Here is a 21,803-nt window from a genome sequence, read left to right on the forward strand (position 1 = left end):
CGATAAGGTAGCGGGGATTGTAGCCAGCTCGTGCATCTGCCATTTCATCTTCGGTCAGACCGAACAGGAAGAAGTTGTCTGCCCCGGCTTCTTCACGGATTTCGATATTGGCGCCATCCAGCGTACCGATGGTGACGGCTCCGTTCATCATGAACTTCATATTGCCGGTACCGGAAGCTTCTTTACCAGCCGTCGATATCTGTTCAGATAAATCCGCCGCCGGACAAATGACTTCCATTGCCGAGACTTGGTAATTGGGCAGGAAAACCACTTTCAGCCAGTCACCTACATCAGGATCATTATTGACGACATTGGCAACATTGTTGATGAGTTTGACGATTTGTTTGGCCATGATATAGCCGGGTGCCGCCTTACCGCCAAACAGCATGCAACGTTGGGTCATGTCCTGGGTGTCACCCCGTTTAATGCGGTCATACAGATGTATGACATGCAAAACATTGAGCAATTGGCGTTTATATTCATGGATACGCTTGACCTGGATATCAAATAAAGCTTCTGGATTGAAGTCGATACCGCAGCTCTGTTTAACCAGTGCCGCCAGTCGTTTCTTATTCTCCAGTTTGGCGGCATGCCATTTTTTCTGGAACGCTTTATCGTGTGCGAAAGGCTCCAGCTTTTTCAACTCGGTCAGTTGCGTGATCCACTGGTCACCGATGGTGTCGGTGACCAGTGCGCTCAATGCCGGATTACACCATGCCATCCAGCGCCGTTGAGTCACACCGTTCGTTTTATTGTTGAATTTATGCGGCCATAGTTCATAGAAATCGTGGAACAGGCCTTTTTTCAACAACTCTGAGTGCAAAGCCGCCACACCATTGATTGAAAAACTGCCGACTATGGCCAGGTGCGCCATACGTACTTGTTGATACGGTCCTTCTTCAATGATGGACATGCGTGACAAGCGTTTTTTATCGCCGGGCCAGTGGTTGGCGACTTCACGCAGGAAACGGGCGTTAATTTCGTAAATAATTTCCAGAATTCGCGGTAACAAACGACCAATCATGTTGACCGGCCAGCGTTCCAACGCTTCTGGCAGCAAGGTATGATTGGTGTAAGCCATTGTTTTGGTGGTGATGTCCCAGGCTTTATCCCAAGACAGGTTGTGTTCGTCCAGCAACAGCCGCATCAGTTCCGCAATCGCGACTGTCGGATGTGTATCGTTAAGCTGGAAGCAGTTTTTGTCGGCGAACTTGTCAAATTTCTCACTGTGGGTGGTAACCCAGTAGTCGAGGATATCCTGCAAGCTGGCAGAGGCGAGGAAGTACTGCTGCCGCAGACGTAATTCCTTGCCGTTTTCACTGGCATCATTGGGGTAGAGCACCATGCTGATATTTTCAGCTTCATTCTTGGCCGCCACGGCCTCGGTGTAGGAGCCGGAGTTAAAGTCCTCCAGGTTGAATTCGTCGGTGGCTGCCGCTTTCCACAGACGCAGTTTGTTAACGGTGCCGTTCTGGTAGCCGGGAACCGGTAAATCATAAGGTACGGCAAGCACATCATTGGTATCAACCCAGTACACCTTGAGCTCACCTTTATCATCTTTATGGAACTCGGTATGACCACCGAATTTGATTCGTTGGGTGAATTCAGGACGTTCCAGTTCCCACGGGTTGCCGTCACGCAACCAGTGATCGGGCATTTCTATCTGATAGCCGTTTTCAATGCTTTGCTGGAACATGCCGTATTCGTAGCGCAGCCCATAGCCGGTAACCGGTAATTGCAAGGTGGCACAACTGTCGATAAAGCAGGCAGCCAACCGACCCAGCCCGCCGTTACCTAAACCGGCATCATGCTCCATTTCGATCAATTCTTCAAAGTTCAGACCGAGCTCATGCATGGCTTCGGCGGTTGCTTGCTCCAGACCGAGGTTTAACGCGGCGTTGCCCATGGCTCGCCCCATCAGGAACTCCATAGACAGATAATAAGTCTGCTTGCATTTGGCCTCGGCATAGGTGTGCTTGGTGTGCTTCATCCGGTTAAACAGGCGATCACGCAGGGTCATTGCCAGTGCTGTGTAAAGGTAATGAGCAGAGGCACAGCCTTTATCTTGTGCTAAATAGGTACCGTAGTAACGTTTGAAGTCATTGATCAGATCCGGTCTCTCCATACCCAGTTTCTGGGTGCGGTATAACTCGGGATCAGGGGAGGTGATACAAGCATAACGTGGGCTCATAAAACGGGTCCTTAAGGGGGCAGCATTATTGTGGGTAGACGGCAGAAAAGCCATCTCGGTTAGGCATCGTTACCTGAGGCAGCGTGGCTTTGTTGAGTTTCATACTGGGGTCGATTATACCATCCTGACTGAGGATATAAGCGCATAAAGCGTAGATTTCGTTACTGTTAAGTGAAAAGGGTGCATCGATTGGCATGGCGCGGCGGATATAGTCGAATAACGTAGTGGCATAAGGCCAGTAACTGTTGACGGTTTTCTCCGGATAGTTACTGTTCAAAGAACCGACTTCTCCCACCAGTGGTTCAGCGCTGCCGCCGATAGCCTCGGGTCCATGACAGGCGGCACATTTAAGGGCAAAAATCTGCTTGCCTTGCGCGGCCGTGCCTGAACCTGCAGGTAAGCCTTCGCCTTCCGGGCTGATAGACAAATTCCATTCAGGTAATTTACTTAATTCTTTTGCAGCCTGACCCAGCGGTTGAAACAGCACCTCGGCTTGCAGATTTGTGCTGGCCAGCCACAGCAAAAATAGAAACAAGCTGTTTTTAATACTAAAACCCGTAGACATGGTTAATGTCTCCTTGTTCCGTGACTTCCCAGCTGACGATGGCGTTGTAATGAAAAAAACCGTCCGTGCCGCGTTTAGTGGTCAGTTCTTCACGTGATGGCTGCACATAGCCGGTTTCGTCAGTGGCGCGGCTTTGCAATACCGCATATTGTCCCTGCCATTGCCAGGGAAGGCTGAAGCGGGTAAAAGCCCGATCCATAACAGGTTGCTGCAAATTGGCTTTTACCCAGCTTTGGCCGCCATCTGCGGAGACTTCGACCCGGCTTATTTTGCCTCGGCCTGACCAGGCCAGACCGCTAACCTGATAGATCCCGGGGTTGTCAGGTAATTGCATACCCAGTGACGGAGAAGTGATCAGGGATTTTGCTTCCATGATAAAACTGAATTGGCGCGCCTTGCCGCCGGGCATCAATTCGGTGTACTGCGCTGTTTCATTACGCGACATGACCGGTTTGTCTGTCAGTCGTAATTGCCGCAGCCATTTCACATTCACGATGCCTTCCCAGCCGGGCAGAACAAGGCGCAACGGGTAACCATTTTCAGGCCGCAGGCGCTCGCCATTCTGATACAGGGCCAGAATGGCATCATCCAGCAGTTTGTCCAGTGGAATGCTGACATTCAGTGAAGCACCGTCGGCCGCTTCGACAATGGCCCATTTCGCTTCGGCCTGGATACCGGCTTCGTGTAACAGTAATTTAATTGGCACACCGGTCCACTCGGCATTAGAAACCAGGCCATGAGCGTAACCGGCTGCAGCCTGGGAAGGGGTGCTGCGCCAGCCGCTATTGCTGTTGCCGCCACATTCTATAAAGCAGATTTTAGATTGTTGCGGGTAGCGTTTGAGGGCGTCTATGCTGAAGCTAAGCGGCGTGTTGACTAGTCCATCGATAAGGAACTGGTGGTTAGCTGGATCAATGTCCGGTACACCGTTGTGATGCCGTTCAAAATGCAGGCCATTGGGAGTAATCGTGCCCTGCAGATCATGCAGCGGTGCCCAGGAAACCCCGTTACCGGGCGCATCCTGATTAGCAGAAATCCAGCGGATAATGTCTTTTTCGTAGCTTGATGGCTGGCCGTAATTAGTGAAACCACGTCCTGGCAGGCGCATGGATTCGGGCAGCACCTCGGCATAATTCACCTGAGGGGGAGCAGCCCAGATCGGCAGGCTGAAACTGCCGGCAACAGTGCCGCCTAAAGCCGCTTTTTGCAGAAATTGACGACGACTTTGCAGCAGCTTGTTTGCCATAACAGTGCCTTTATTCGGTTGTGACCACCAATTCGACCTCAAACCACTGATCAAGTTGTGCCACGGCTTCATCACGGCCGTTTTTATTCAGCGAGGAGAATAATTGCACTGTGGCTTGCAGCTGATGTTGTTTCAGCTCGGAAAGGACTTTCAGCATGGTCTGCTTGGCTGCACCATGTTTGAGTTTATCAGACTTGGTCAGCAGGATATGTACAGGCAGATTTGCCTCATTCGCCCAGGTCAGCATTTGCAGGTCGAACGCTTTCAGGGGATGACGAATATCCATCATTAACATCAGCCCGCGTAATGATTGGCGCGTTTCCAGATATTTAGCCAAAGTTTCTTGCCAGCGAAGTTTCATTTTTTCCGGAACTTTGGCATAACCATAACCGGGAAGATCCACCAAAGCACGATGATCGTCGAGATTGAAAAAATTGATCATTTGCGTGCGGCCCGGTGTTTTACTGGTTCTGGCCAGTGAGCGTATGCCGGTTATAGTATTGATGGCGCTGGATTTTCCGGCATTGGAACGGCCCGCAAAAGCGACTTCAATGCCGTCATCGGCAGGAAGCTGAGACAGTTGGGTGGCACTGCCGGTATAATGTGCATTTTGATAAAGCTGTGACATGAAACCATTCTGGGTGAAAAATTAACTCAATAAGAGTAGCATACCCACAGTTTTAATGATGCAAGCGCTTAGTTTTTTAGGAATTATGATGAAAAAATCGTTGATGGTTGCAGTGCTGACCATGGCACTGAGTATGACTTCTTCTGTAATGGCCGCGGGTGATCCTGCTGCGGGTAAAGCTGAATCCGCTATGTGCGCGGCTTGTCATGGTGTAGACGGCAACAGCTTGTCAGACGGCTTTCCCAAGCTGGCCGGGCAACATGAAGGTTATATTGTCAAGCAATTGGCTGACTTCAAAAGCGGTGCCCGCCAAAATGCAATCATGGCACCCATGGTAACGAACCTGACAGAACAGAACATGGCTGATCTTGGTGCTTATTACGCCAGCAAGAAAACGGCACCGGGTGCCGTCTCCGAGGAGCTGGTCGCCGCCGGTGAACAAATCTATCGCGGTGGTAACAAGGAAACCGGATTGCCTGCCTGTATGGCTTGTCACGGACCTAACGGCAGTGGCGTACCCGCAGCCAACTGGCCCAAGTTGTCGGCGCAGTACAGCAGTTATGTTGAAACGCAATTGCATGCTTTTGCCAACGGCGAGCGTGATAACGATGCCAACAGCATGATGCGTGATATCGCCAGCAAGATGAGTGAAGACGAAATCAAAGCCGTTTCCGCTTACGTATTCGGTCTGAAATAAAACCTGTCACTCGCCTGCACGGCTATTAAGCCGTGCAGGGATTGCTGACACATTCAGGTCTGCTGATCTGAAACAGGGGCTACCCCATGTCGCAAAATAAGGACTCTCAACTAGCTCATCGCTCGTTTATCTGGCGGTTGTTCCATTTCCTGGGTACGATGGACTTGGCGATCACGCTGCTGATCACGCTGGCTATCGCCTCGGTTATCGGCACGGTTTTGCAGCAAAACCAGCCTTATCCTGATTATCTGATCAAATTCGGCCCGTTCTGGTTTGAAGTTTTTGAATCGTTGGGGCTGTACGATGTCTACAGTGCTATCTGGTTTCTGGCCATCCTGACTTTGCTGGTTGTTTCCACATCGGTCTGCGTTATCAGACATGCCCCGTCAATGATGAAAGACATGTTCAATCTGCGCACGCATGTGCAGTTGAAATCGCTTCAGTCCATGCATCACCGTGCCGAGTGGCTGAATCCCGCCACTGTCGATGCCAGTGCCGCGCAATTCGCCAAGGCTTTCGAAGCGAAAGGATATCGAAGTCGCCAGACCCGGAAAGGCGATGACCGGTTGGTCTCTGTAATGCGCGGCGGTTTGAACCGACTCGGTTATATCCTGACTCATGTGGCTATTATCGTGATTTGTGTGGGCGGTTTGCTGGACAGTAACCTGCCGCTCAAACTTGCAGAGTGGCAGGGGCGTCTGCAGATAGAAACCCGGGATCTGCCGCTGAGCCAGATTCCGCAGGAGAGCCGTTTAGCGGTGGGAGCTCAGGCCTTTCGTGGCAGTATCAGCATTCCCGAGGGACGTGCTTCCGAGGTTGTTTATCTGCCGATGAGAGATGGTTATCTGGTGCAGAAATTACCGTTTACTATCGAAGTGAAAGAATTCCGTATCGAGCATTATTCGACCGGGCAACCTAAATCATTTGAATCTGATCTGATCGTGCATGATCCGGAACTGGATGCGCCGATTGAGACCACGATTTCAGTCAATCACCCCCTTATTCACAAAGGCTATGCCATTTATCAGGCCAGTTTTGGTGATGGCGGCTCTGAACTGAGTATTGATGCCTGGCCGCTGTTTGCTGACAGCGGGGAACCAGTGAGCCTGGAAACCAAAGTATTTGAAAACCGGCAGATGCGTTGGGGAAATCAGCAAATGCAACTGGAAGTGACAGGCTTCAGGCCTTTCAATATCAATGCCGATCCTACCGATGAAGAACCGGACCGTATTCGTGATTTTGGCCCCAGTATCAGTTTTAAATTACGGCGTGAAACCGGTGAGGCGCTGGAATACCAAAATTATATGTATCCGGTTGAGCGCGACGGACGTCAATTTTATCTGAGTGGGGTGCGCAGCAGTCCTGCCGAAGCCTTCGGTTATCTTTATATCCCGGTCGATAAAGCGGGCGGACTGGACGGCTTTATCGCTTTCCTGCAACGCCTGCGCGATGAGCAGGTTGTGGCTGATATCGCCACCAAGATGAAAAATGAGACTTTGCTCAGTCTGCAAACAGAAGACGATGCTGTGTTGGGAAACAGTTTGCAGAAGACACTGCAGACACTGGTCGATATGTTTATCCGCGGCGGCTTCGCCGAAGTCCGAAACTTTATTGAACAAACTTTGCCAGAGTCCGAGCGCGAGACATTGGCCCCCGCTTATCTGGCGATGTTACGGGAGATGCTGGGGCGGATTTATTTTTCCGGCCTGGGTTTAGAGCAGGATGAACTGGTGGAAGACACTGAGCTTTTGTTTCTGCAGGATGCGGTAGATGCCATTGGCAGTCTGCCGAGCTACGGTTCTCCGGTTTATCTTGAGCTGACCGACTATAATCATATCGAGTCCACTGGTCTGCAGATTGCCCGCACGCCGGGTAAAAGTACTGTTTATCTGGGCTGCGCATTCCTGATAGCGGGGGTATTTTTGTTGTTCTATCTGCCGCAGAGAAGGTTCTGGGTGTGGTTGTCGGCGGAAGATCAGCAGACCCGTGTTTACTTGGCAGGCATGAGCAACCGTAATCCGCGCGAGTTCGACGGTTATTTTGATCAAGTCAAAGCTGAAATGCAGTCGGGGCAGGGGAACTCTGTCTGATACGGATGTTCTTAACCTACAACATGCTGAATGCATAAAGAGTGTGAAATGACGAGTGATATCACAACATTGAATTCTGACAAATCGGCGTTGATTGCCTGGCTGTGGCGCGGTTTGATGGTGTTGGCGGCGGCGACGCTGATGGGGGTTTATGCCGATGTGCTGGATGTTTACGAAATCGGCATTGTGATTCTGACGGCCATCGCTATGGCGTTTCTGGGGCAGAACTGGCCCGGTTTCCGCTGGCACAGTATTGCGGTTGCGTTCCTGAGTTTATTTGCTGTCTCGTTATATGGCAGTGATCTCAGTGTGGCGGACAGTAATTTCTGGCTGAACTACTTGTTAGCCAGCCAGTCGGCATTTATGTGGATGAGCGCGCTGTTTGTGATGGCAACCGTCACCTATTTTGCTGGCACTTTGTTTCACTCGGGCTTTACTGAAAAAGTCGGCACCGCCCTGACTTGGTCTGCGACCACCATGGGCATGATTGGGTTGATGGTCCGCTGGCGTGAATCCTATCTTGTTGGTGCCGATATTGGTCATATTCCGGTCAGTAATCTCTATGAAGTATTTATTCTGTTTGCGGTGGTGACCGCACTGCTATATCTGTTTTATGAGAGACGCTATCAGACCAGAAGCCTGGGCGGTTTTGTGCTGCTGGTTATCAGTGCCGCGGTGATTTTCCAGCTGTGGTATGCCTTCGAACGTAATGCTCATGAAATCCAGCCACTGGTACCTGCTTTGCAGAGCTACTGGATGAAAATCCATGTACCGGCTAACTTTATCGGTTACGGTGCTTTTGCCATGGCGGCAATGATTGCTGTGGCTTATCTGCTGGTGTCATGGCGACAACAGCAAAACGCGGCCAGCAACTGGGTGAAGGCCATGCCTTCTCTTAATCTGATGGATGATTTAATGTACAAGTCCATTGCGCTGGGGTTTGCTTTTTTCACGGTGGCTACCATACTTGGTGCATTATGGGCCGCCGAAGCATGGGGCGGCTACTGGTCGTGGGACCCCAAGGAAACCTGGGCGCTGATTGTCTGGCTTAACTATGCAGCCTGGTTGCATATGCGCATGACCAAGGGCTGGAATGGCCGGCCTATGGCCTGGTGGGCGGTTATCGGTCTGTTTGTTACCCTGTTCGCTTTTCTGGGTGTGAATATGTTTTTATCCGGGTTACATTCCTACGGCACCCTCTAAATACAAAAGGATAGTTTAAAGATGAGAATTTTGATGAAAGCCATCAGTGTCTGGATGTTTGCGGGCTTCATATCGGCAGCGGCCTGGGCTTTGCCATTGAATTATGTCGAGGGTACACATTATTTCCCGACAGCTGAAAAACTGGCGACATCAGACGAAAATGTGGTGGAGGTTGTGGAGCTGTTCTCATACACCTGCCGGCATTGTTTCAATCTGGAGGAGTCGGTGCAGGAATGGAAAAAAACGCTGCCGGACAATGTGAAATTCGTTCAGGTGCCGGCGATTTTTCGTGACAGCTGGCTGGAACTGGCAAAGGTTTTCTATGCGGCGCAAGCGACGGGTGATCTTGAAATGCTGCATCCCAAACTGTTCAACGCCATTCATGTTGAAGAACGCCGTTTGACCACGGAAAAACAGCTACTGGATTTTGTCGAAGAGCAGGGTATTGATCGTGAAAACTTTGCTAAAACCATGAATTCATTCTCAGTGAAAAGCAAAGTGAAAAAAGCATTGGTGATGAGCCAGACCTCAGGTATTACCGGGGTGCCTTCAATGGTGGTCGATGGAAAATATCGTACTGATGCGCCTGCGGCAGGCAGTAAGGAAGATATGCTGAAGGTGGTCGATTTTCTGATCGAACAGGCTCGATAATTATCGTGCTACTGAACGATGGCTCAGCATCCTGTCCTGAGCCATCCGCAATTACAAGGCGGCAGGTAATGTCTGCTCTGCCGGCTGCGGTGTCTGCGGTTGTGTTAACGTGCTGTCATCCAAGTGCGAAAGAATATCAAGATAACGGCGGATGTTTTGTACATATCTGACGGGTTCACTACCACGGGCATAACCATAGCGGGTCTGAGAGAACCATTTCTGCTTGGAGAGCAAGGGCAGATGCTCTCTGACATCGGGCCATGAATCCGGGTTCTTGCCGAGCTGCTGGGTCAGTACCCGGCCATCTTCCAGATGACCCATGCCGATATTGTAAGCTGCTAATGCAAACCAGGTCCGGTCAGGTTCTATAATGCGTTCAGGCAGGCGTGTGTAGATAGATGCCAGATAACCCGCACCGGCAAATATACTCTGCCGGGGGTCTTCGCGATCAGTGACATCCATTTCCCGGGCTGTTGCCTGGGTTAACATCATCAAACCTTTTACCCCGGTACTGGAAACTGCATCCGGATTCCAGTGAGATTCCTGATATGCCATCGATGCCAGCAGTTTCCAGTCAAAGCCAAATTCCTCAGCGGCCTGCTGAAACATGTCCTTGTAGAGAGGCAAGTGGGTTTGAATCCGGCGGTGAATGGCGCGGGTATCTACATAATCAAAACGGCGGATATGGCCGTAATATTTTTCGATAAGGCGATCCAGTTCACCGGAAGCTTCCATTTCCTGGAAAAAATCCAGCACTTCCAAATACAGAGAGTTGTCCTCTGACAGCGGCATGGCCCAGGCCAGTGGCTGCGGCTCTGAAATATCGAAAGCGACGCGCAGTTCAGGAAACAGCTCCTGGTTAGCCGCTATTTCATTGGAATCGGCCACGGTGTAATCGATCATTTCCAGCTGTACCAATTCCAGCAGTCCGCTGTTGTCCAGTTCCTTGTTTTCGGTCCAGTCCAGCTCGGGTATTTCTTCCTGCAAAGACTGTAGCTGTTCAACGTGACTGCTGTCAGCCACTACTTCAAGCTGACTATCAGTTATGGCAGTGATATCTTGCGGCTGGGTGTTGCCGTGGCGGTAAACCAGTTGTTGGGTCACTTCATGATAAACCGGCCCGAAACGAATATGGTCTTTACGCTGCTGAGTGACCGTCAAACCGGCTGCTGCAATGTCGGCTTGCCCCTGTTCGATCAGTTTGAACATATTACCCAGATTATCGGGCACAATAATTTTGAGTTTGACGTTAAGTCGATCGGCAAATCGCTGCGCCAGTTCGTATTCAAAACCTGCCAGAGTATCGCCTTTGACAAAATAACTGGTCAGGCCGTAGCGGCTGAGCACTCTTAGTTCACCGCGTTCACGAATCTCTTCAAGATGGGGTTGTGCTTCTCCGCAGGCGCTGAGTAAACAAACGGCCAACAGAAAAAGTGTAATCGATTTCAAGAAAATTCCTCGTCACCAAAACGTCAGGATTATCGCCGTATATTGACTCATTTGCACCCTCTATAGTTTTGACTTAGATCTAATAAGCTTGTTTTTATTGGTTATTTTATAAATTACATTATAATTCTACTCATTTTTATGTGGGAAATAGTCTGATGAATGCGCCCGAGTTGTTATTGCCGGCCGGCAGTTTGCAGCATATGCAATATGCCTATGCCTTTGGAGCCGATGCGGTGTATGCCGGTCAGCCACGCTACAGTCTGCGTGTACGCAATAATGACTTCCATAAACTGCCGGTACTGGCGCAAGGTATTGAAGAAGCCCATAAACTCGGTAAGCAGTTTTTTGTGGCCAGTAATCTGATGCCGCATAACGCCAAGGTCAAAACCTATATGGCGGATATGGAACCTGTCATCGACATGCGGCCGGATGCTCTGATTATGGCTGATCCAGGATTGATTATGATGGTGCGGGAACGTTGGCCGGAGATGCCGGTTCATCTGTCCGTGCAGGCGAATACGGTGAACTATCAGGCAGTCAAGTTCTGGCAATCACTGGGCCTCAGCCGGGTTATTCTGTCGCGGGAGTTGTCGCTGGATGAAATAGCGGAAATCCGCCAGTTATGCCCGGATATGGAGCTTGAGGTGTTTGTTCACGGCGCTTTGTGTATCGCCTATTCCGGACGCTGTTTATTGTCAGGTTATTTTAATCATCGTGATCCCAACCAGGGCACCTGCACCAACGCCTGCCGCTGGGACTACAAAACGCACGGCAGTGACGGCAATGATGACGCACCACAGAAAATCGATTTCAAAGCATTTGATGCGATGAATAATGCCTCATTTTCTGACTGTGGTGGCCAACAGCGGCACCCGCTGGCCGATGAGATCTACCTGATAGAAGAAAGCAACCGTCCCGGAGAAATGATGCCGATCTTTGAGGATGAGCATGGTACTTATATTATGAACTCAAAGGATTTGAGGGCGGTTCAGCATATAGAAAGGCTGGTTAATATCGGTGTCGATTCGTTGAAAATAGAAGGGCGCACCAAATCAGTGTATTACGTGGCCAGAACGGCACAGATTTATCGCCAGGCAATTACCGATGCGGTTAATGGCAGGCCTTTTGACCCCACGCTTATCGGTAAACTGGATAACCTGGCTAACCGTGGTTATACCGATGGTTTTTATCAACGCCATCCAACACAAGCGCAGCAAAATTATCTGCATGGCTACTCCAGCAGCGAACGGCAACAGTACGTAGGTGAAGTCACTGGTTATGATTCAGTCAAACAGCTACTGCATGTGGATGTTAAAAATCGTTTTGCTGTAGGCGACAAACTGGAATTGGTGATGCCGCAAGGCAATGTTGAGCTGATTTTATCGCAATTAGTCGACCAGCAGGGACAGGCTATTGACGTTGCGCCGGGCAGCGGACATCAGGTGAGCATTCCCTATCAGGGCCCACCTCCGCAAAAGGCGGTCATCGCTCGATTTGTTTAGCGGCTGTTGATGTTTCAGCTTCGCCGCTGCGGGTGCGGGATGGTAACAGGCACTAACGACGGGCACGAAAGAAATTGCGTAGTAAGACACTGCTTTCTTCGGCCAGCACCCCTTGTTCGCATTGAACACGATGATTGAGCTGAGGCAGGCTGAAAATATCCACACAGCTGCCGGCTGCACCGGTTTTGGGTTCAGGCGTGGCATAGATCAATCGGTCTATGCGGGCGTGAACCAGGGCCCCGGCACACATGATGCAGGGTTCCAGCGTTACATAGAGGCTGGCACCGGGCAACCGGTAGTTTTGCTGCGACTGGCAAGCCTGGCGCAAGGCGACAATTTCAGCATGTGCGGTAGCATCAAGACTGGTAATGGGCTGATTCCAGCCTTCGCCGATGATCTCACCGTCGAGCACGATAACAGCGCCAACCGGCACTTCACCTTCTGCTTCGGCCCGCTGCGCCAGCTTTAGCGCATGGGCCATCCATTTGGCATCATCAGACATGAATATGCCGTTTGATCAGATTCATCAGACGTTGACTGGCACCCCGGCTGCGGTGAATCAGGTTTTTGCCGGCTTCGCCCATATCGGCCCGTTTTTGCGGATCTTTCAACAGTGCAATTGCCGCGTTAGCAAGACTCTCACTATCTTTGATTTCAATGGCGGCATCGGCGGCAAGAAACTGGCGAGTAATTTCATTGAAGTTAAAATAATGCGGTCCGATCAGTACTGCACGCCCCAAAGCAGCCGGTTCCAGCAGGTTCTGACCGCCTTTCGGTACCAGACTGCCGCCGACAAAAGCGATGTCACAAGTGCCGTAAAACAATGGCAGTTCACCCATGGTATCGACAATCAGAACCTGAATGGCTGAAGAACACATGCCCTGTTCGCTGCGCCGTAAAGTCTTGAAGCCGGCACGCTGACTCAGGGCGGATACCCGATCAAAACGTTCCGGGTGCCGCGGCACCATAATCAGTAATAATTCCGGAAACACTGCGCGAATCTGTCTTGAGGCATTGAGCACGATTTCGTCTTCGCCTTCATGGGTGCTGGCAGCAATAAATACCGGCCGGTTTCCCCACATGGAACGCATGGCTTCGGCTTGTTCGTTAAGGCTGGCGGGCAGGCTGATTTCAAATTTGAGATTGCCGACCGCATGCACTTTGTGTGCATCGGCGCCCAGGGCGATCAGTCGTTCACGATCTTCCTGTGATTGGGCTGCGATCAGATCAAAAGATTGCAGCATTTGTTTACTCAGTTTGGCAATACGCTGATAACCGGCAGCCGAGCGGGCCGAGAGGCGGGCATTGGCCAGAACCAGCGGAATTTGCATTTTTTGACAATGATGAATGAGATTAGGCCACAGTTCGGTTTCCATGATAATGCCGAATGCGGGGTGGGCTGTTTTCAAAAAACGGCGAACGGCAAAAGGCAGGTCATAGGGCAAATAACAATGCAGGACTGTATTGCCGTAGAGTTTTGAGACCCGGCTGCTGCCGGTAGGCGTCATGGTCGTGATCAGCAATTGATGATCGGGAAAAGTTGCCTGCAATGCTTCAACCAGTGGTCTGCCGGCTTCGACTTCTCCGACAGATACGGCGTGAATCCAGATCAACGGTTTGTCTGAACCGGGCGCTGCCTTGATAGCAAAGCGCTCATCCCAGCGGTTGAAATAGGCGGATGCCCGGGTACCGCGCCAGATCAATCGCAAAATAATAAAAGGGATCGCCAACCAAAAAACGATACTATAAAAAACTCTCAATGCAGACTCATTTATAAGCGGAAATCGAGCAGGAATGATAGCATAGGCGGAGTTTTTAATACTGATCAGCCCGCCATGAAAATTTTTCAGAAGCAGTTTTTCCATCCACGATTCTGGCCCAGTTGGCTGGGATTATTGTTGATGCGTCTTTCAGTTTATCTGCCGGGCAGGTTGCAATTGGCCATTGGTATGACGCTGGGCAGATTAATGCGGCCATTTATAGGCAAGCGGGCCGAGATTGCCCGACGTAATCTGGCTTTATGTTTTCCTGAGCTGAGTGCGAATCAGCAAGAAGAATTGCTTAATATCAATCTCAGAACCATGGGCATGATGATGATAGAAACCGCGATGAGCTGGTGGGCCAGTGACGCCAACCTGTCCAAGCGTGTGCATTATCAGGGGCTGGAGCATCTGGAACAAGCCAAAGCCGCGGGTAAGGGCGTGATTCTTTTGACTGGGCACTTCACCAGCATGGAACTGGGCGGCCGACTGATTATGCTTAAAACACCTGCCTATGTGATGTTCAGGCATCTGAAAAATCCATTGTTTAATGCGGTGATGATGCGATCACGTACTTTTCACAGTGAAGGTATTGTAATGCGGGATGATCCGCGTTCCATGCTGCGGGCATTGAAGAAAAATAAAGTGGTCTGGTATGCACCGGATCAGGATTTTGGACAGCGAACCAGTGTATTTGCCAGGTTTTTCGGTGTTCAGGCGGCGACCATTCCTGCTACGGCGCGAATGGTCAAAATGACGGGCGCCAAGGTGGTGCCCTTTGTTCCGCGTCGTGAACAAAATGGCAGTTATACGATCAGTATTGGCGAGCCGCTGACGGATTATCCATCCGGTGATGATATTGCCGATGCCCAGCGCATTAATGACTGGCTTGAGCAGGAAATCAGAAAATCGCCGGAACAGTATTTCTGGGTACACCGGCGGTTTAAAACCCAGCCGGAAGGCAAAGGCCTGCTATATAAAGATCTCTGACTTAAAGATGAATCAGAAATCAGGCGTGAAGCTGTAGCTTAAGAATATGGATTCTGCGCCGGGATTATTTTTGCCAAGATGGGCATTTGACATATGGTAAATGCCAAGGCCGATACGACTGCTGGTATTTAACTGGTAGGCCAATTCAAGTCCGGTACGAAACTGCAAACCATGCCCCAGATCCCTGCCACCGCCGTTTTCATAACCAACTACCGCAACGTTCGGAGTCAATATCCAGTTTGGGTTGAGTTCGATATCGTAACGGAAACCAGCATGGGCCCAGTACCCCCCGTCTGAGTTGGCATTGATGCCGACTGCAGGGATCAGGTTGAAAACAGATTCAAGCGGCGCAAAGCGGTATTCAGCACCAATTTCAGCTGCCGTGTCAGTATCAAATACAGCAAAGGCACCAGCAGAAAAGGCCACTGCAGAAGTCTGTTCGGCACTGGCAACCGGAGCGAGCGTCAGGGCGAAAATGCCAGCGGCAATGAGTGGTTTTTTCATCAGCAAATCCATGTGTGTTAAGCGATAAGTCATGTTTATAGCATGGATGTAAAAAAAGTGTAAACCAGTCCACAAAAAAAAAGGCCATCCGCTGGATGACCTTTTCTGGATCTGCAAAGCAGTATGTCTGCAATTAACGTTTGGAGAATTGTGGACGTTTACGTGCTTTATGAAGACCGATTTTCTTACGTTCGACAGCACGCGCATCACGGGTGATGAAGCCTGCCTTACGCAGTTCTGCTTTTAATTCGTTGTCGTATTCAACCAGGGCACGGCTGATACCATGACGAATCGCACCGGCCTGACCGTTATTACCACCACCACGAACGGTGATTTTGAGGTCAAATTTTTCCAGCATGTCGACCAGTTCCAGCGGCTGGCGAACAACCATGCGGGAGGTCTCACGACCGAAATAATCTTCCAGTGTGCGGGTGTTGATTGAAATGTTGCCGCTGCCCGGTTTCAGGAAAACACGAGCGGTTGAGCTTTTACGACGACCTGTAGCGTAATATGAATCTGCCATGACAATATCCGATTAGATTTCCAGCACTTTAGGCTGTTGAGCTGTGTGTGGGTGTTCTGTGCCAGCATAAACTTTCAGTTTGCTGAACATTGCACGACCCAGCGGGTTCTTTGGAAGCATACCTTTTACAGCAGTCTTGATAACACGTTCTGGTGCTTTATCAAGTTGTTTTTCCAGTGAGATAGATTTGATACCACCGATATGGCCAGTGTGATGATGATACATCTTGTCTAACATTTTGTTACCTGTAACACGCAGCTTTTCTGCGTTGATCACAACAATGTAGTCACCGGTATCCACGTGTGGGGTATAAATAGCTTTATGTTTACCACGCAGACGACGCGCGATTTCAGTTGCCATACGGCCTAATGTTTTGCCGTTAGCATCAATAACGAACCAGTCACGACGAACTTCTGCTGGTTTTGCACTTATGGTTTTCATCCGCGAGTTGCTCCTGAAAATTTACGCAGGCGGTCCAAATAAAGAGGGAGAATATTACGCACTGATCGAACGACTGTCAACAGTAATTAGAGAAACAGCCAGAGCAGCAACCCGCCCAATAACAGGCGATAAATAACGAAAGGCCACATGCCGATGCGCTCAAGCATTTTCAGAAACAGGAAAATGCAAATATACGCGCTGACAGCTGAAAATACTGCGCCCGAAATCAGCGCGAACCAGTTGGCAGCGAGGTTGGATTGTACGAGTTCTAGCGTTTTAAGTCCACCCGCCAGAAAGATGACCGGTATCGACAGCAGAAACGAAAACCTCGCTGCCGCATTTCGCGTTAACCCCAACATTAATCCGGCAGTAATGGTAATGCCCGAACGTGAGGTACCCGGGATTAGAGCGATAGCCTGCGCCACGCCAATAAACAGAATATCCTGCCAGCGCAGCTGATGTTCATTACGTTGTTGTTGTCCCTGCCAGTCAGCCCAGCCCAGTAATAAGCCAAACAGAATAGTCGTTGCTGCGATGACCAGTGGGTTTCTGAGCAAAGTTTCAACGAAGCCGTTAAACAATAAACCGGCTAATCCCACTGGAATGGTGCCGAATATCACCGCCCAGGCAAGGCGGCTGTCACCCACCGCTTGCCGTTTTATTACTGATTGCAGCCAGTCAGAAACCAACGTCCTAATAGTGTGTCGAAAGTAGAGCACAACCGCAGTTAAAGTGCCGACATGCACGGCCACATCAAAAGCCAGTCCCTGATCCTGCCAATTGGCAAGAATCGGTAGCAAAATCAAATGAGCTGAACTGGATATCGGTAGGAACTCTGTCAGGCCTTGCAGCAGGGCCAGCGCAATAATCTGTATTAAATCCATGTATGTAAGCGTGGTCAGAAAGGGGAGTCGTTAAAAGGCCTGTGGTTTATGGGCTTATTATAGCGGCGCTTCATGTTAAAATGGCACTTTTAAAATTCACTCTCTATTAGAAAGAGGCTTATCTGAACAACATGCCAAATCGAATTCGCGAGATTCCGTATAACTATACCTCATTCTCAGATCGTGAAATCGTCATCCGTTTCCTTGGTGAACCGATGTGGGACGTTCTGCAACAGCTGCGTGAACAACGCAAAACCGGCCGTAGCGCCAAGATGCTGTTTGAAGTGCTGGGGGATATGTGGGTCATACAGCGAAACCCTTTTATTCAGGATGATCTGGTTGAAAACCGTAAACGCTGGAAATCTCTGAGACATGCTTTGCATCATCGTCTGGATCAGATTCGTCAACGGGCAGAGAAAAATAACAACGACCTGGCATTAACACTGGAAAAAAGTGCCCGCGAAGCTGTTGAACGTTTTGAACGTAATCTGCTCAGCATTGAAGAGCGCCGCCGTGTGGTGTTGCGCCGTCTGTCCCGCGCTACCAAGAAACACAATATCCAATTTGATGGGCTGGCACGTGTGTCTCATGTCACCGATGCCACAGATTGGCGTGTTGAATATCCGTTGGCAGTGGTGACACCGGATACCGAAGAAGAAATGGCAAGGATTATTGCTGCCTGTATCGATTTGGGACTCACCGTGATCCCGCGTGGTGGCGGTACCGGTTACACCGGTGGTGCGATTCCGCTTACCACCGACAGTGTGGTGGTCAATACCGAGAAGTTGGAAGGCCTCGGCGAAGTGGTGTATCGGCACATTCCGGGACGCGAGGAAAAAGTGCCGACGATACGTGCTGAAGCGGGGGTAGTAACAAAACGCGTCTCAGATATCGCCGATCGAAACGGACTGGTGTTTGCTGTCGATCCGACTTCACAGGATGCATCCACAATCGGTGGTAACGTCGCCATGAACGCCGGTGGCAAGAAAGCAGTGATGTGGGGAACCACCCTGGATAATCTGCTTTCATGGCGCATGGTGACGCCGGACTCTACCTGGATGGAAGTCGAGCGTCTTAACCATAATATGGGCAAAATCCATGATATCGAGATTGCCGAGTTCAAAATCACCCGCTTCAAGGCCGATGGTAAAACGCAAATCGGCGAACCCGAAAAGATAGCTATTCCTGCTAAAGAGCTGCGGAAAACCGGCTTGGGTAAGGATGTTACTAATAAATTCCTCGGCGGCCTGCCAGGCATCCAGAAAGAAGGCTGTGACGGCCTGATTACCTCTGCGGTATTTGTTCTGCACCGGATGCCGGACTTTATCCGCACCATTTGTCTCGAGTTTTTTGGTAACGATTTGAGCAAGGCAGTACCGGCGATTGTGGAAACCAAGGACGTGCTCGATAACAACCCCGATGTTTTGCTGGCGGGGATGGAGCATCTGGACGAACGTTATGTGCGTGCTGTGGACTATTCCACCAAAGCGCCGCGCAGTGTGCCGCCGAAAATGGTGCTGGTGATTGATGTCGTCGGTGATGATGAAGATGCGGTTGCCCGCGCCTGTTCAGAAGTGATTCGTCTGGCTAATGCCCGTGATGGCGAAGGTTTTGTGGCGGTCAGCCCTGAGGCCCGCAAGCGTTTCTGGGCCGATCGGGCAAAAACGGCAGCAATTGCCAAACATACCAACGCCTTCAAGATTAACGAAGACGTGGTGATTCCGCTGGATCGTCTGTCTGAATACAATGATGGCATTGAGCGCATTAATATCGTTCAATCCACGCGTAACAAGCTGAAAACGGCTCAGGCCGTGCGTGATTACCTGTCCTCTAATCCGAAAGAGCTGAAAGAGTGGGGCAATAAAGATCTGGATGACAGCGCCGAAAATGATGCCATTGTGCAGTCCAAAGTCGATGCAGCCTGTCAGCATCTGGATGTGGTCCAACTGCGCTGGCAGGAGGTGCTGGATAATCTGGATACGCCAGCCATCGACAAGGCAGCATTATTATCAGAGGATGCCAAAGCCAATCTGATTGATAACGATACGTTGTTCAATGTATTGCAGCGCCGGGATTTACGCATTTCCTACCGCAGTGAAGTGGAAAAACCGCTGAAAGAATTGTTCCAGGGGCAGGCACTGAGCGTGCTGCGTAACAAGCTGGATGCGATTCATAAAGAGCATCGTTCCAGCCGTCTTTTTGCGGCGACACATATGCATGCCGGTGACGGTAATGTGCATACCAATATCCCGGTCAACTCCAATGACTATGTGATGATGCATGATGCCGAACGTATTGTGGATGAAGTTATGGAGTTGGCGGAAAGACTCGGCGGGGTTATCTCCGGTGAGCATGGTATCGGTCTGACCAAAATGCAGTATCTGGATCAAGCCACCATTGATGCGTTCACCGGTTACAAGCAAAAAGTGGATCCCAACGGTCATTTCAATGCCGGTAAATTACTGGCAGGTTCCGGACTGGAAAAAGCATACACGCCGTCACTGCGACTGCTGGAGCAGGAAGCTTTAATTCTGGAAGCCAGCGATCTGGGTGATATCAACAATGACATCAAAGACTGTCTGCGGTGCGGTAAATGCAAACCGGATTGTACGACCCATGTGCCGCGGGCTAACTTGCTGTATTCACCGCGTAACAAGATCCTGGGCACCGGCCTGATTATTGAGGCTTTCCTCTATGAAGAGCAGACACGCCGCGGTATCTCTGTGCGTCACTTTGAGGAAATGAACGACGTGGCCGATCACTGCACGATCTGTCACCGTTGCCTGAATCCATGCCCGGTCAATATCGACTTTGGTGATGTCAGCATCAAGCTGCGTGAAGTACTGAAAAAACAAGGTAAGCGTCGACCGAATATCGGTACCTGGACATCTATGGCCTATCTGAATGCCACCGATCCGCTGACCGTTAAAATCATGCGTAAAACCATGATCGAGTGGGGCTACAAAGCGCAGCGCATGGCACACGGTGTGGCGAAGAATCTTGGTTTGCTGGGCAACAAGAAAAAGCGGCCGCTACCGACAACCGGTAAAACCCCGATTCGTGAGCAGGTCGTGCATTTCATGAAAAAACCGATGCCCGCTGGCCTGCCTTCACAGACCACCCGTTCCATGCTGGGGCTGGAAGATGACAAACTGGTGCCGATTCTGCGTGATCCGAAGAAGGTGAATGATGAATCCGATGCGGTGTTTTATTTCCCGGGCTGTGGTTCCGAGCGTTTGTTCAGCCAGGTTGGTCTGGCAACACTGGCGATGCTGTATGAAGTAGGTGCTGAAACGGTATTGCCGCCGGGATATCTGTGCTGTGGTTATCCGCAGGCTGCTACCGGTGATAACGACAAGGCAAGCTCCATTTCCACAGCGAATCAGGTTTTGTTCCATCGTGTGGCGAATACGCTCAATTACATGGATATCAAAACCGTGATCGTGTCTTGCGGTACCTGTATGGATCAGCTGCTTAAATATCAGTTTGAAGCGATCTTCCCGGGTTGTCGTTTGCTGGATATTCACGAATATCTGATGGAAAAAGGGGTGAGAATGGAAGGTGTTGAAGGGGTGCAGTATATGTACCACGACCCATGCCATACGCCGATGAAGACCTATCAGCCGACATCTGTAGCCAGTACTTTGTTGGGACAGGAAGTGACGTTGAATGATCGTTGCTGTGGTGAAGCCGGTTCTTTTGCTGTAGCAAGACCGGATATTGCCACCCAGGTTCGTTTCCGCAAGGAAGAGGAAATCACCAAAGGCATTAACGAACTGACCGGTGCCGACAAAGCCAAAAACGGTAATGTGAAGATGTTGACTTCATGCCCGGCCTGCCAGCAGGGCTTGATGCGCTACACTGAAGATACCGGTATTGAAACCGACTACATTGTGGTGGAAATCGCCAAACACCTGAAAGGTGAAAACTGGCACCGTGACTTTATTGACAAGGTCAAAGACGGTGGTATCGAACGTATCCTGCTTTAAAGGCTAGGTATTAGGTAATAGAACTTGCCCCTGTCTGCAATCAAACTGCAGACAGGGGTATTTTTTTACTTCAGGCTAAGTGCCGGGCTTTCAAACTTAACGCCACCCCAGCCGCTGTTGATGAAATTCCGAATGTTTTGGTGATCATCTCCATTAGGGTTGCCAAGCACATCGTCACGATAAAAACGACCAAAACAGGCTAAAGTTTGCTCTGGACTGAGTTGGTTAACCATGCCAAAAGCCAAAATCTTGCATGAACCGTTGTTTTGTCCAGCGGCATTCTGACATTCGCCATTGCGGAAAGCGGTTGGTGTGAATGCGTAATTCGTTTCAATGACCGCCATCGTGTCATCAAACTCAACTTTTTCGGGTTCGTTGTTTAATTGCGTCAGAAAAGCCTGCAATTCCATGATATCTCCTGGTTAATCAAAAAAACGGGTAAATGTATCTACAGCTTCACGAGCTGTTCGGTATTGGTTAATGGCTGCCT

General features: G+C 50.2%; 19 protein-coding genes. 7 read left to right on the forward strand and 12 right to left on the reverse strand.

The window, feature by feature from the left end:
• The 4 genes from OMP95_RS10790 to yihA all read right to left on the reverse strand — a co-directional run.
• Positions 1 to 2,191, reverse strand: a 2,191-nt coding sequence (locus OMP95_RS10790) for a glycogen/starch/alpha-glucan phosphorylase (RefSeq protein WP_266328696.1), incomplete at its 3' end; no start/stop codon positions are given.
• A 25-nt stretch (positions 2,192 to 2,216) separates the two neighbouring features.
• Positions 2,217 to 2,756 carry a c-type cytochrome gene (locus OMP95_RS10795; protein WP_266328698.1) on the reverse strand — a complete coding sequence of 180 codons (540 nt, stop codon included), beginning with the start codon at positions 2,754 to 2,756 and terminating at the stop codon, positions 2,217 to 2,219.
• On the reverse strand, positions 2,740 to 4,002 hold the full coding sequence (gene soxC, locus OMP95_RS10800) for a sulfite dehydrogenase (RefSeq protein WP_266328700.1): 1,263 nt from the start codon (positions 4,000 to 4,002) through the stop codon (positions 2,740 to 2,742). The genes OMP95_RS10795 and soxC overlap by 17 nt, the downstream gene beginning before the upstream one ends.
• Positions 4,003 to 4,012: 10 nt before the next feature.
• Positions 4,013 to 4,630: a ribosome biogenesis GTP-binding protein YihA/YsxC gene (gene yihA, locus OMP95_RS10805; protein ID WP_266328702.1), complete on the reverse strand. Its 618-nt coding sequence runs from the start codon at positions 4,628 to 4,630 to the stop codon at positions 4,013 to 4,015.
• A gap of 88 nt (positions 4,631 to 4,718) precedes the next feature.
• Here yihA and OMP95_RS10810 point away from each other — a divergent pair, with 88 nt between their 5' ends.
• The 4 genes from OMP95_RS10810 to OMP95_RS10825 all read left to right on the forward strand — a co-directional run bounded on the left by OMP95_RS10810 (position 4,719) and on the right by OMP95_RS10825 (position 9,271).
• Positions 4,719 to 5,327: a c-type cytochrome gene (locus OMP95_RS10810; RefSeq protein WP_266328731.1), complete on the forward strand. Its 609-nt coding sequence runs from the start codon at positions 4,719 to 4,721 to the stop codon at positions 5,325 to 5,327.
• A gap of 86 nt (positions 5,328 to 5,413) precedes the next feature.
• On the forward strand, positions 5,414 to 7,417 hold the full coding sequence (locus OMP95_RS10815; RefSeq protein WP_266328704.1) for a cytochrome c biogenesis protein ResB: 2,004 nt from the start codon (positions 5,414 to 5,416) through the stop codon (positions 7,415 to 7,417).
• A gap of 48 nt (positions 7,418 to 7,465) precedes the next feature.
• Positions 7,466 to 8,620 carry a c-type cytochrome biogenesis protein CcsB gene (gene ccsB / locus OMP95_RS10820; protein ID WP_416234649.1) on the forward strand — a complete coding sequence of 385 codons (1,155 nt, stop codon included), beginning with the start codon at positions 7,466 to 7,468 and terminating at the stop codon, positions 8,618 to 8,620.
• A gap of 21 nt (positions 8,621 to 8,641) precedes the next feature.
• On the forward strand, positions 8,642 to 9,271 hold the full coding sequence (locus OMP95_RS10825) for a thiol:disulfide interchange protein DsbA/DsbL (protein ID WP_266328706.1): 630 nt from the start codon (positions 8,642 to 8,644) through the stop codon (positions 9,269 to 9,271).
• Positions 9,272 to 9,322: 51 nt separating this feature from the next.
• Here OMP95_RS10825 and mltF read toward each other — a convergent pair whose 3' ends face one another.
• Positions 9,323 to 10,720: a membrane-bound lytic murein transglycosylase MltF gene (gene mltF / locus OMP95_RS10830; RefSeq protein ID WP_266328708.1), complete on the reverse strand. Its 1,398-nt coding sequence runs from the start codon at positions 10,718 to 10,720 to the stop codon at positions 9,323 to 9,325.
• A gap of 155 nt (positions 10,721 to 10,875) precedes the next feature.
• On the opposite strand from mltF, the gene yegQ reads away from it, so the two are divergent.
• Positions 10,876 to 12,222 (forward strand): tRNA 5-hydroxyuridine modification protein YegQ, encoded by a 1,347-nt coding sequence (yegQ, locus tag OMP95_RS10835; RefSeq protein WP_266328710.1) that lies wholly within the window; start codon positions 10,876 to 10,878, stop codon positions 12,220 to 12,222.
• A 52-nt stretch (positions 12,223 to 12,274) separates the two neighbouring features.
• Here yegQ and tadA read toward each other — a convergent pair whose 3' ends face one another.
• Positions 12,275 to 12,724, reverse strand: a complete 450-nt coding sequence (tadA, locus tag OMP95_RS10840; RefSeq protein ID WP_266328712.1) for a tRNA adenosine(34) deaminase TadA — start codon at positions 12,722 to 12,724, stop codon at positions 12,275 to 12,277.
• Positions 12,717 to 13,982, reverse strand: a complete 1,266-nt coding sequence (gene waaA / locus OMP95_RS10845) for a lipid IV(A) 3-deoxy-D-manno-octulosonic acid transferase (protein WP_266328714.1) — start codon at positions 13,980 to 13,982, stop codon at positions 12,717 to 12,719. The genes tadA and waaA overlap by 8 nt, the downstream gene beginning before the upstream one ends.
• A 75-nt stretch (positions 13,983 to 14,057) precedes the next feature.
• On the opposite strand from waaA, the gene lpxL reads away from it, so the two are divergent.
• Entirely contained in the window at positions 14,058 to 14,972 is a 915-nt protein-coding gene (gene lpxL / locus OMP95_RS10850; protein ID WP_266328716.1) for an LpxL/LpxP family Kdo(2)-lipid IV(A) lauroyl/palmitoleoyl acyltransferase, read from the forward strand.
• A 12-nt stretch (positions 14,973 to 14,984) separates the two neighbouring features.
• Here lpxL and OMP95_RS10855 read toward each other — a convergent pair whose 3' ends face one another.
• The 4 genes from OMP95_RS10855 to OMP95_RS10870 form a co-directional block, all read right to left on the reverse strand.
• Positions 14,985 to 15,476 (reverse strand): acyloxyacyl hydrolase, encoded by a 492-nt coding sequence (locus tag OMP95_RS10855; protein WP_266328718.1) that lies wholly within the window; start codon positions 15,474 to 15,476, stop codon positions 14,985 to 14,987.
• Between the two features lie 133 nt (positions 15,477 to 15,609).
• The gene (rpsI, locus tag OMP95_RS10860) at positions 15,610 to 15,999 is read right to left on the reverse strand and encodes a 30S ribosomal protein S9 (protein WP_007146943.1); all 390 of its coding nucleotides are present in this window, start codon (positions 15,997 to 15,999) and stop codon (positions 15,610 to 15,612) included.
• Between the two features lie 12 nt (positions 16,000 to 16,011).
• Complete coding sequence (gene rplM / locus OMP95_RS10865) at positions 16,012 to 16,440, reverse strand: 50S ribosomal protein L13 (protein WP_266328723.1); 429 nt, start codon at positions 16,438 to 16,440, stop codon at positions 16,012 to 16,014.
• Positions 16,441 to 16,526: 86 nt separating this feature from the next.
• Positions 16,527 to 17,324, reverse strand: a complete 798-nt coding sequence (locus OMP95_RS10870; protein ID WP_266328725.1) for an undecaprenyl-diphosphate phosphatase — start codon at positions 17,322 to 17,324, stop codon at positions 16,527 to 16,529.
• Between the two features lie 131 nt (positions 17,325 to 17,455).
• Here OMP95_RS10870 and OMP95_RS10875 point away from each other — a divergent pair, with 131 nt between their 5' ends.
• Complete coding sequence (locus OMP95_RS10875; RefSeq protein WP_266328727.1) at positions 17,456 to 21,313, forward strand: FAD/FMN-binding oxidoreductase; 3,858 nt, start codon at positions 17,456 to 17,458, stop codon at positions 21,311 to 21,313.
• A gap of 65 nt (positions 21,314 to 21,378) precedes the next feature.
• On the opposite strand, the gene OMP95_RS10880 is transcribed toward OMP95_RS10875, so the two are convergent.
• Positions 21,379 to 21,723, reverse strand: coding sequence for a HopJ type III effector protein (locus tag OMP95_RS10880; RefSeq protein WP_266328729.1), 345 nt, complete (start codon positions 21,721 to 21,723; stop codon positions 21,379 to 21,381).
• Between the last annotated feature and the right edge of the window lie 80 nt (positions 21,724 to 21,803).

It is taken from the genome of Methylophaga sp. OBS4, assembly GCF_026319305.1.
Taxonomy (GTDB): Bacteria; Pseudomonadota; Gammaproteobacteria; order Nitrosococcales; family Methylophagaceae; genus Methylophaga.

What these genes read in the sequence shown, in the direction of transcription:
- OMP95_RS10795 (WP_266328698.1), bottom strand. Translation starts at nt 2,756, where the DNA reads ATGTCTACGGGTTTTAGTATTAAAAACAGCTTGTTTCTATTTTTGCTG.
- soxC (WP_266328700.1), bottom strand. Translation starts at nt 4,002, where the DNA reads ATGGCAAACAAGCTGCTGCAAAGTCGTCGTCAATTTCTGCAAAAAGCG.
- yihA (WP_266328702.1), bottom strand. Translation starts at nt 4,630, where the DNA reads ATGTCACAGCTTTATCAAAATGCACATTATACCGGCAGTGCCACCCAA.
- OMP95_RS10810 (WP_266328731.1), top strand. Translation starts at nt 4,719, where the DNA reads ATGAAAAAATCGTTGATGGTTGCAGTGCTGACCATGGCACTGAGTATG.
- OMP95_RS10815 (WP_266328704.1), top strand. Translation starts at nt 5,414, where the DNA reads ATGTCGCAAAATAAGGACTCTCAACTAGCTCATCGCTCGTTTATCTGG.
- ccsB (WP_416234649.1), top strand. Translation starts at nt 7,466, where the DNA reads ATGACGAGTGATATCACAACATTGAATTCTGACAAATCGGCGTTGATT.
- OMP95_RS10825 (WP_266328706.1), top strand. Translation starts at nt 8,642, where the DNA reads ATGAGAATTTTGATGAAAGCCATCAGTGTCTGGATGTTTGCGGGCTTC.
- yegQ (WP_266328710.1), top strand. Translation starts at nt 10,876, where the DNA reads ATGAATGCGCCCGAGTTGTTATTGCCGGCCGGCAGTTTGCAGCATATG.
- tadA (WP_266328712.1), bottom strand. Translation starts at nt 12,724, where the DNA reads ATGTCTGATGATGCCAAATGGATGGCCCATGCGCTAAAGCTGGCGCAG.
- lpxL (WP_266328716.1), top strand. Translation starts at nt 14,058, where the DNA reads ATGAAAATTTTTCAGAAGCAGTTTTTCCATCCACGATTCTGGCCCAGT.
- OMP95_RS10855 (WP_266328718.1), bottom strand. Translation starts at nt 15,476, where the DNA reads ATGAAAAAACCACTCATTGCCGCTGGCATTTTCGCCCTGACGCTCGCT.
- rpsI (WP_007146943.1), bottom strand. Translation starts at nt 15,999, where the DNA reads ATGGCAGATTCATATTACGCTACAGGTCGTCGTAAAAGCTCAACCGCT.
- rplM (WP_266328723.1), bottom strand. Translation starts at nt 16,440, where the DNA reads ATGAAAACCATAAGTGCAAAACCAGCAGAAGTTCGTCGTGACTGGTTC.
- OMP95_RS10870 (WP_266328725.1), bottom strand. Translation starts at nt 17,324, where the DNA reads ATGGATTTAATACAGATTATTGCGCTGGCCCTGCTGCAAGGCCTGACA.
- OMP95_RS10875 (WP_266328727.1), top strand. Translation starts at nt 17,456, where the DNA reads ATGCCAAATCGAATTCGCGAGATTCCGTATAACTATACCTCATTCTCA.
- OMP95_RS10880 (WP_266328729.1), bottom strand. Translation starts at nt 21,723, where the DNA reads ATGGAATTGCAGGCTTTTCTGACGCAATTAAACAACGAACCCGAAAAA.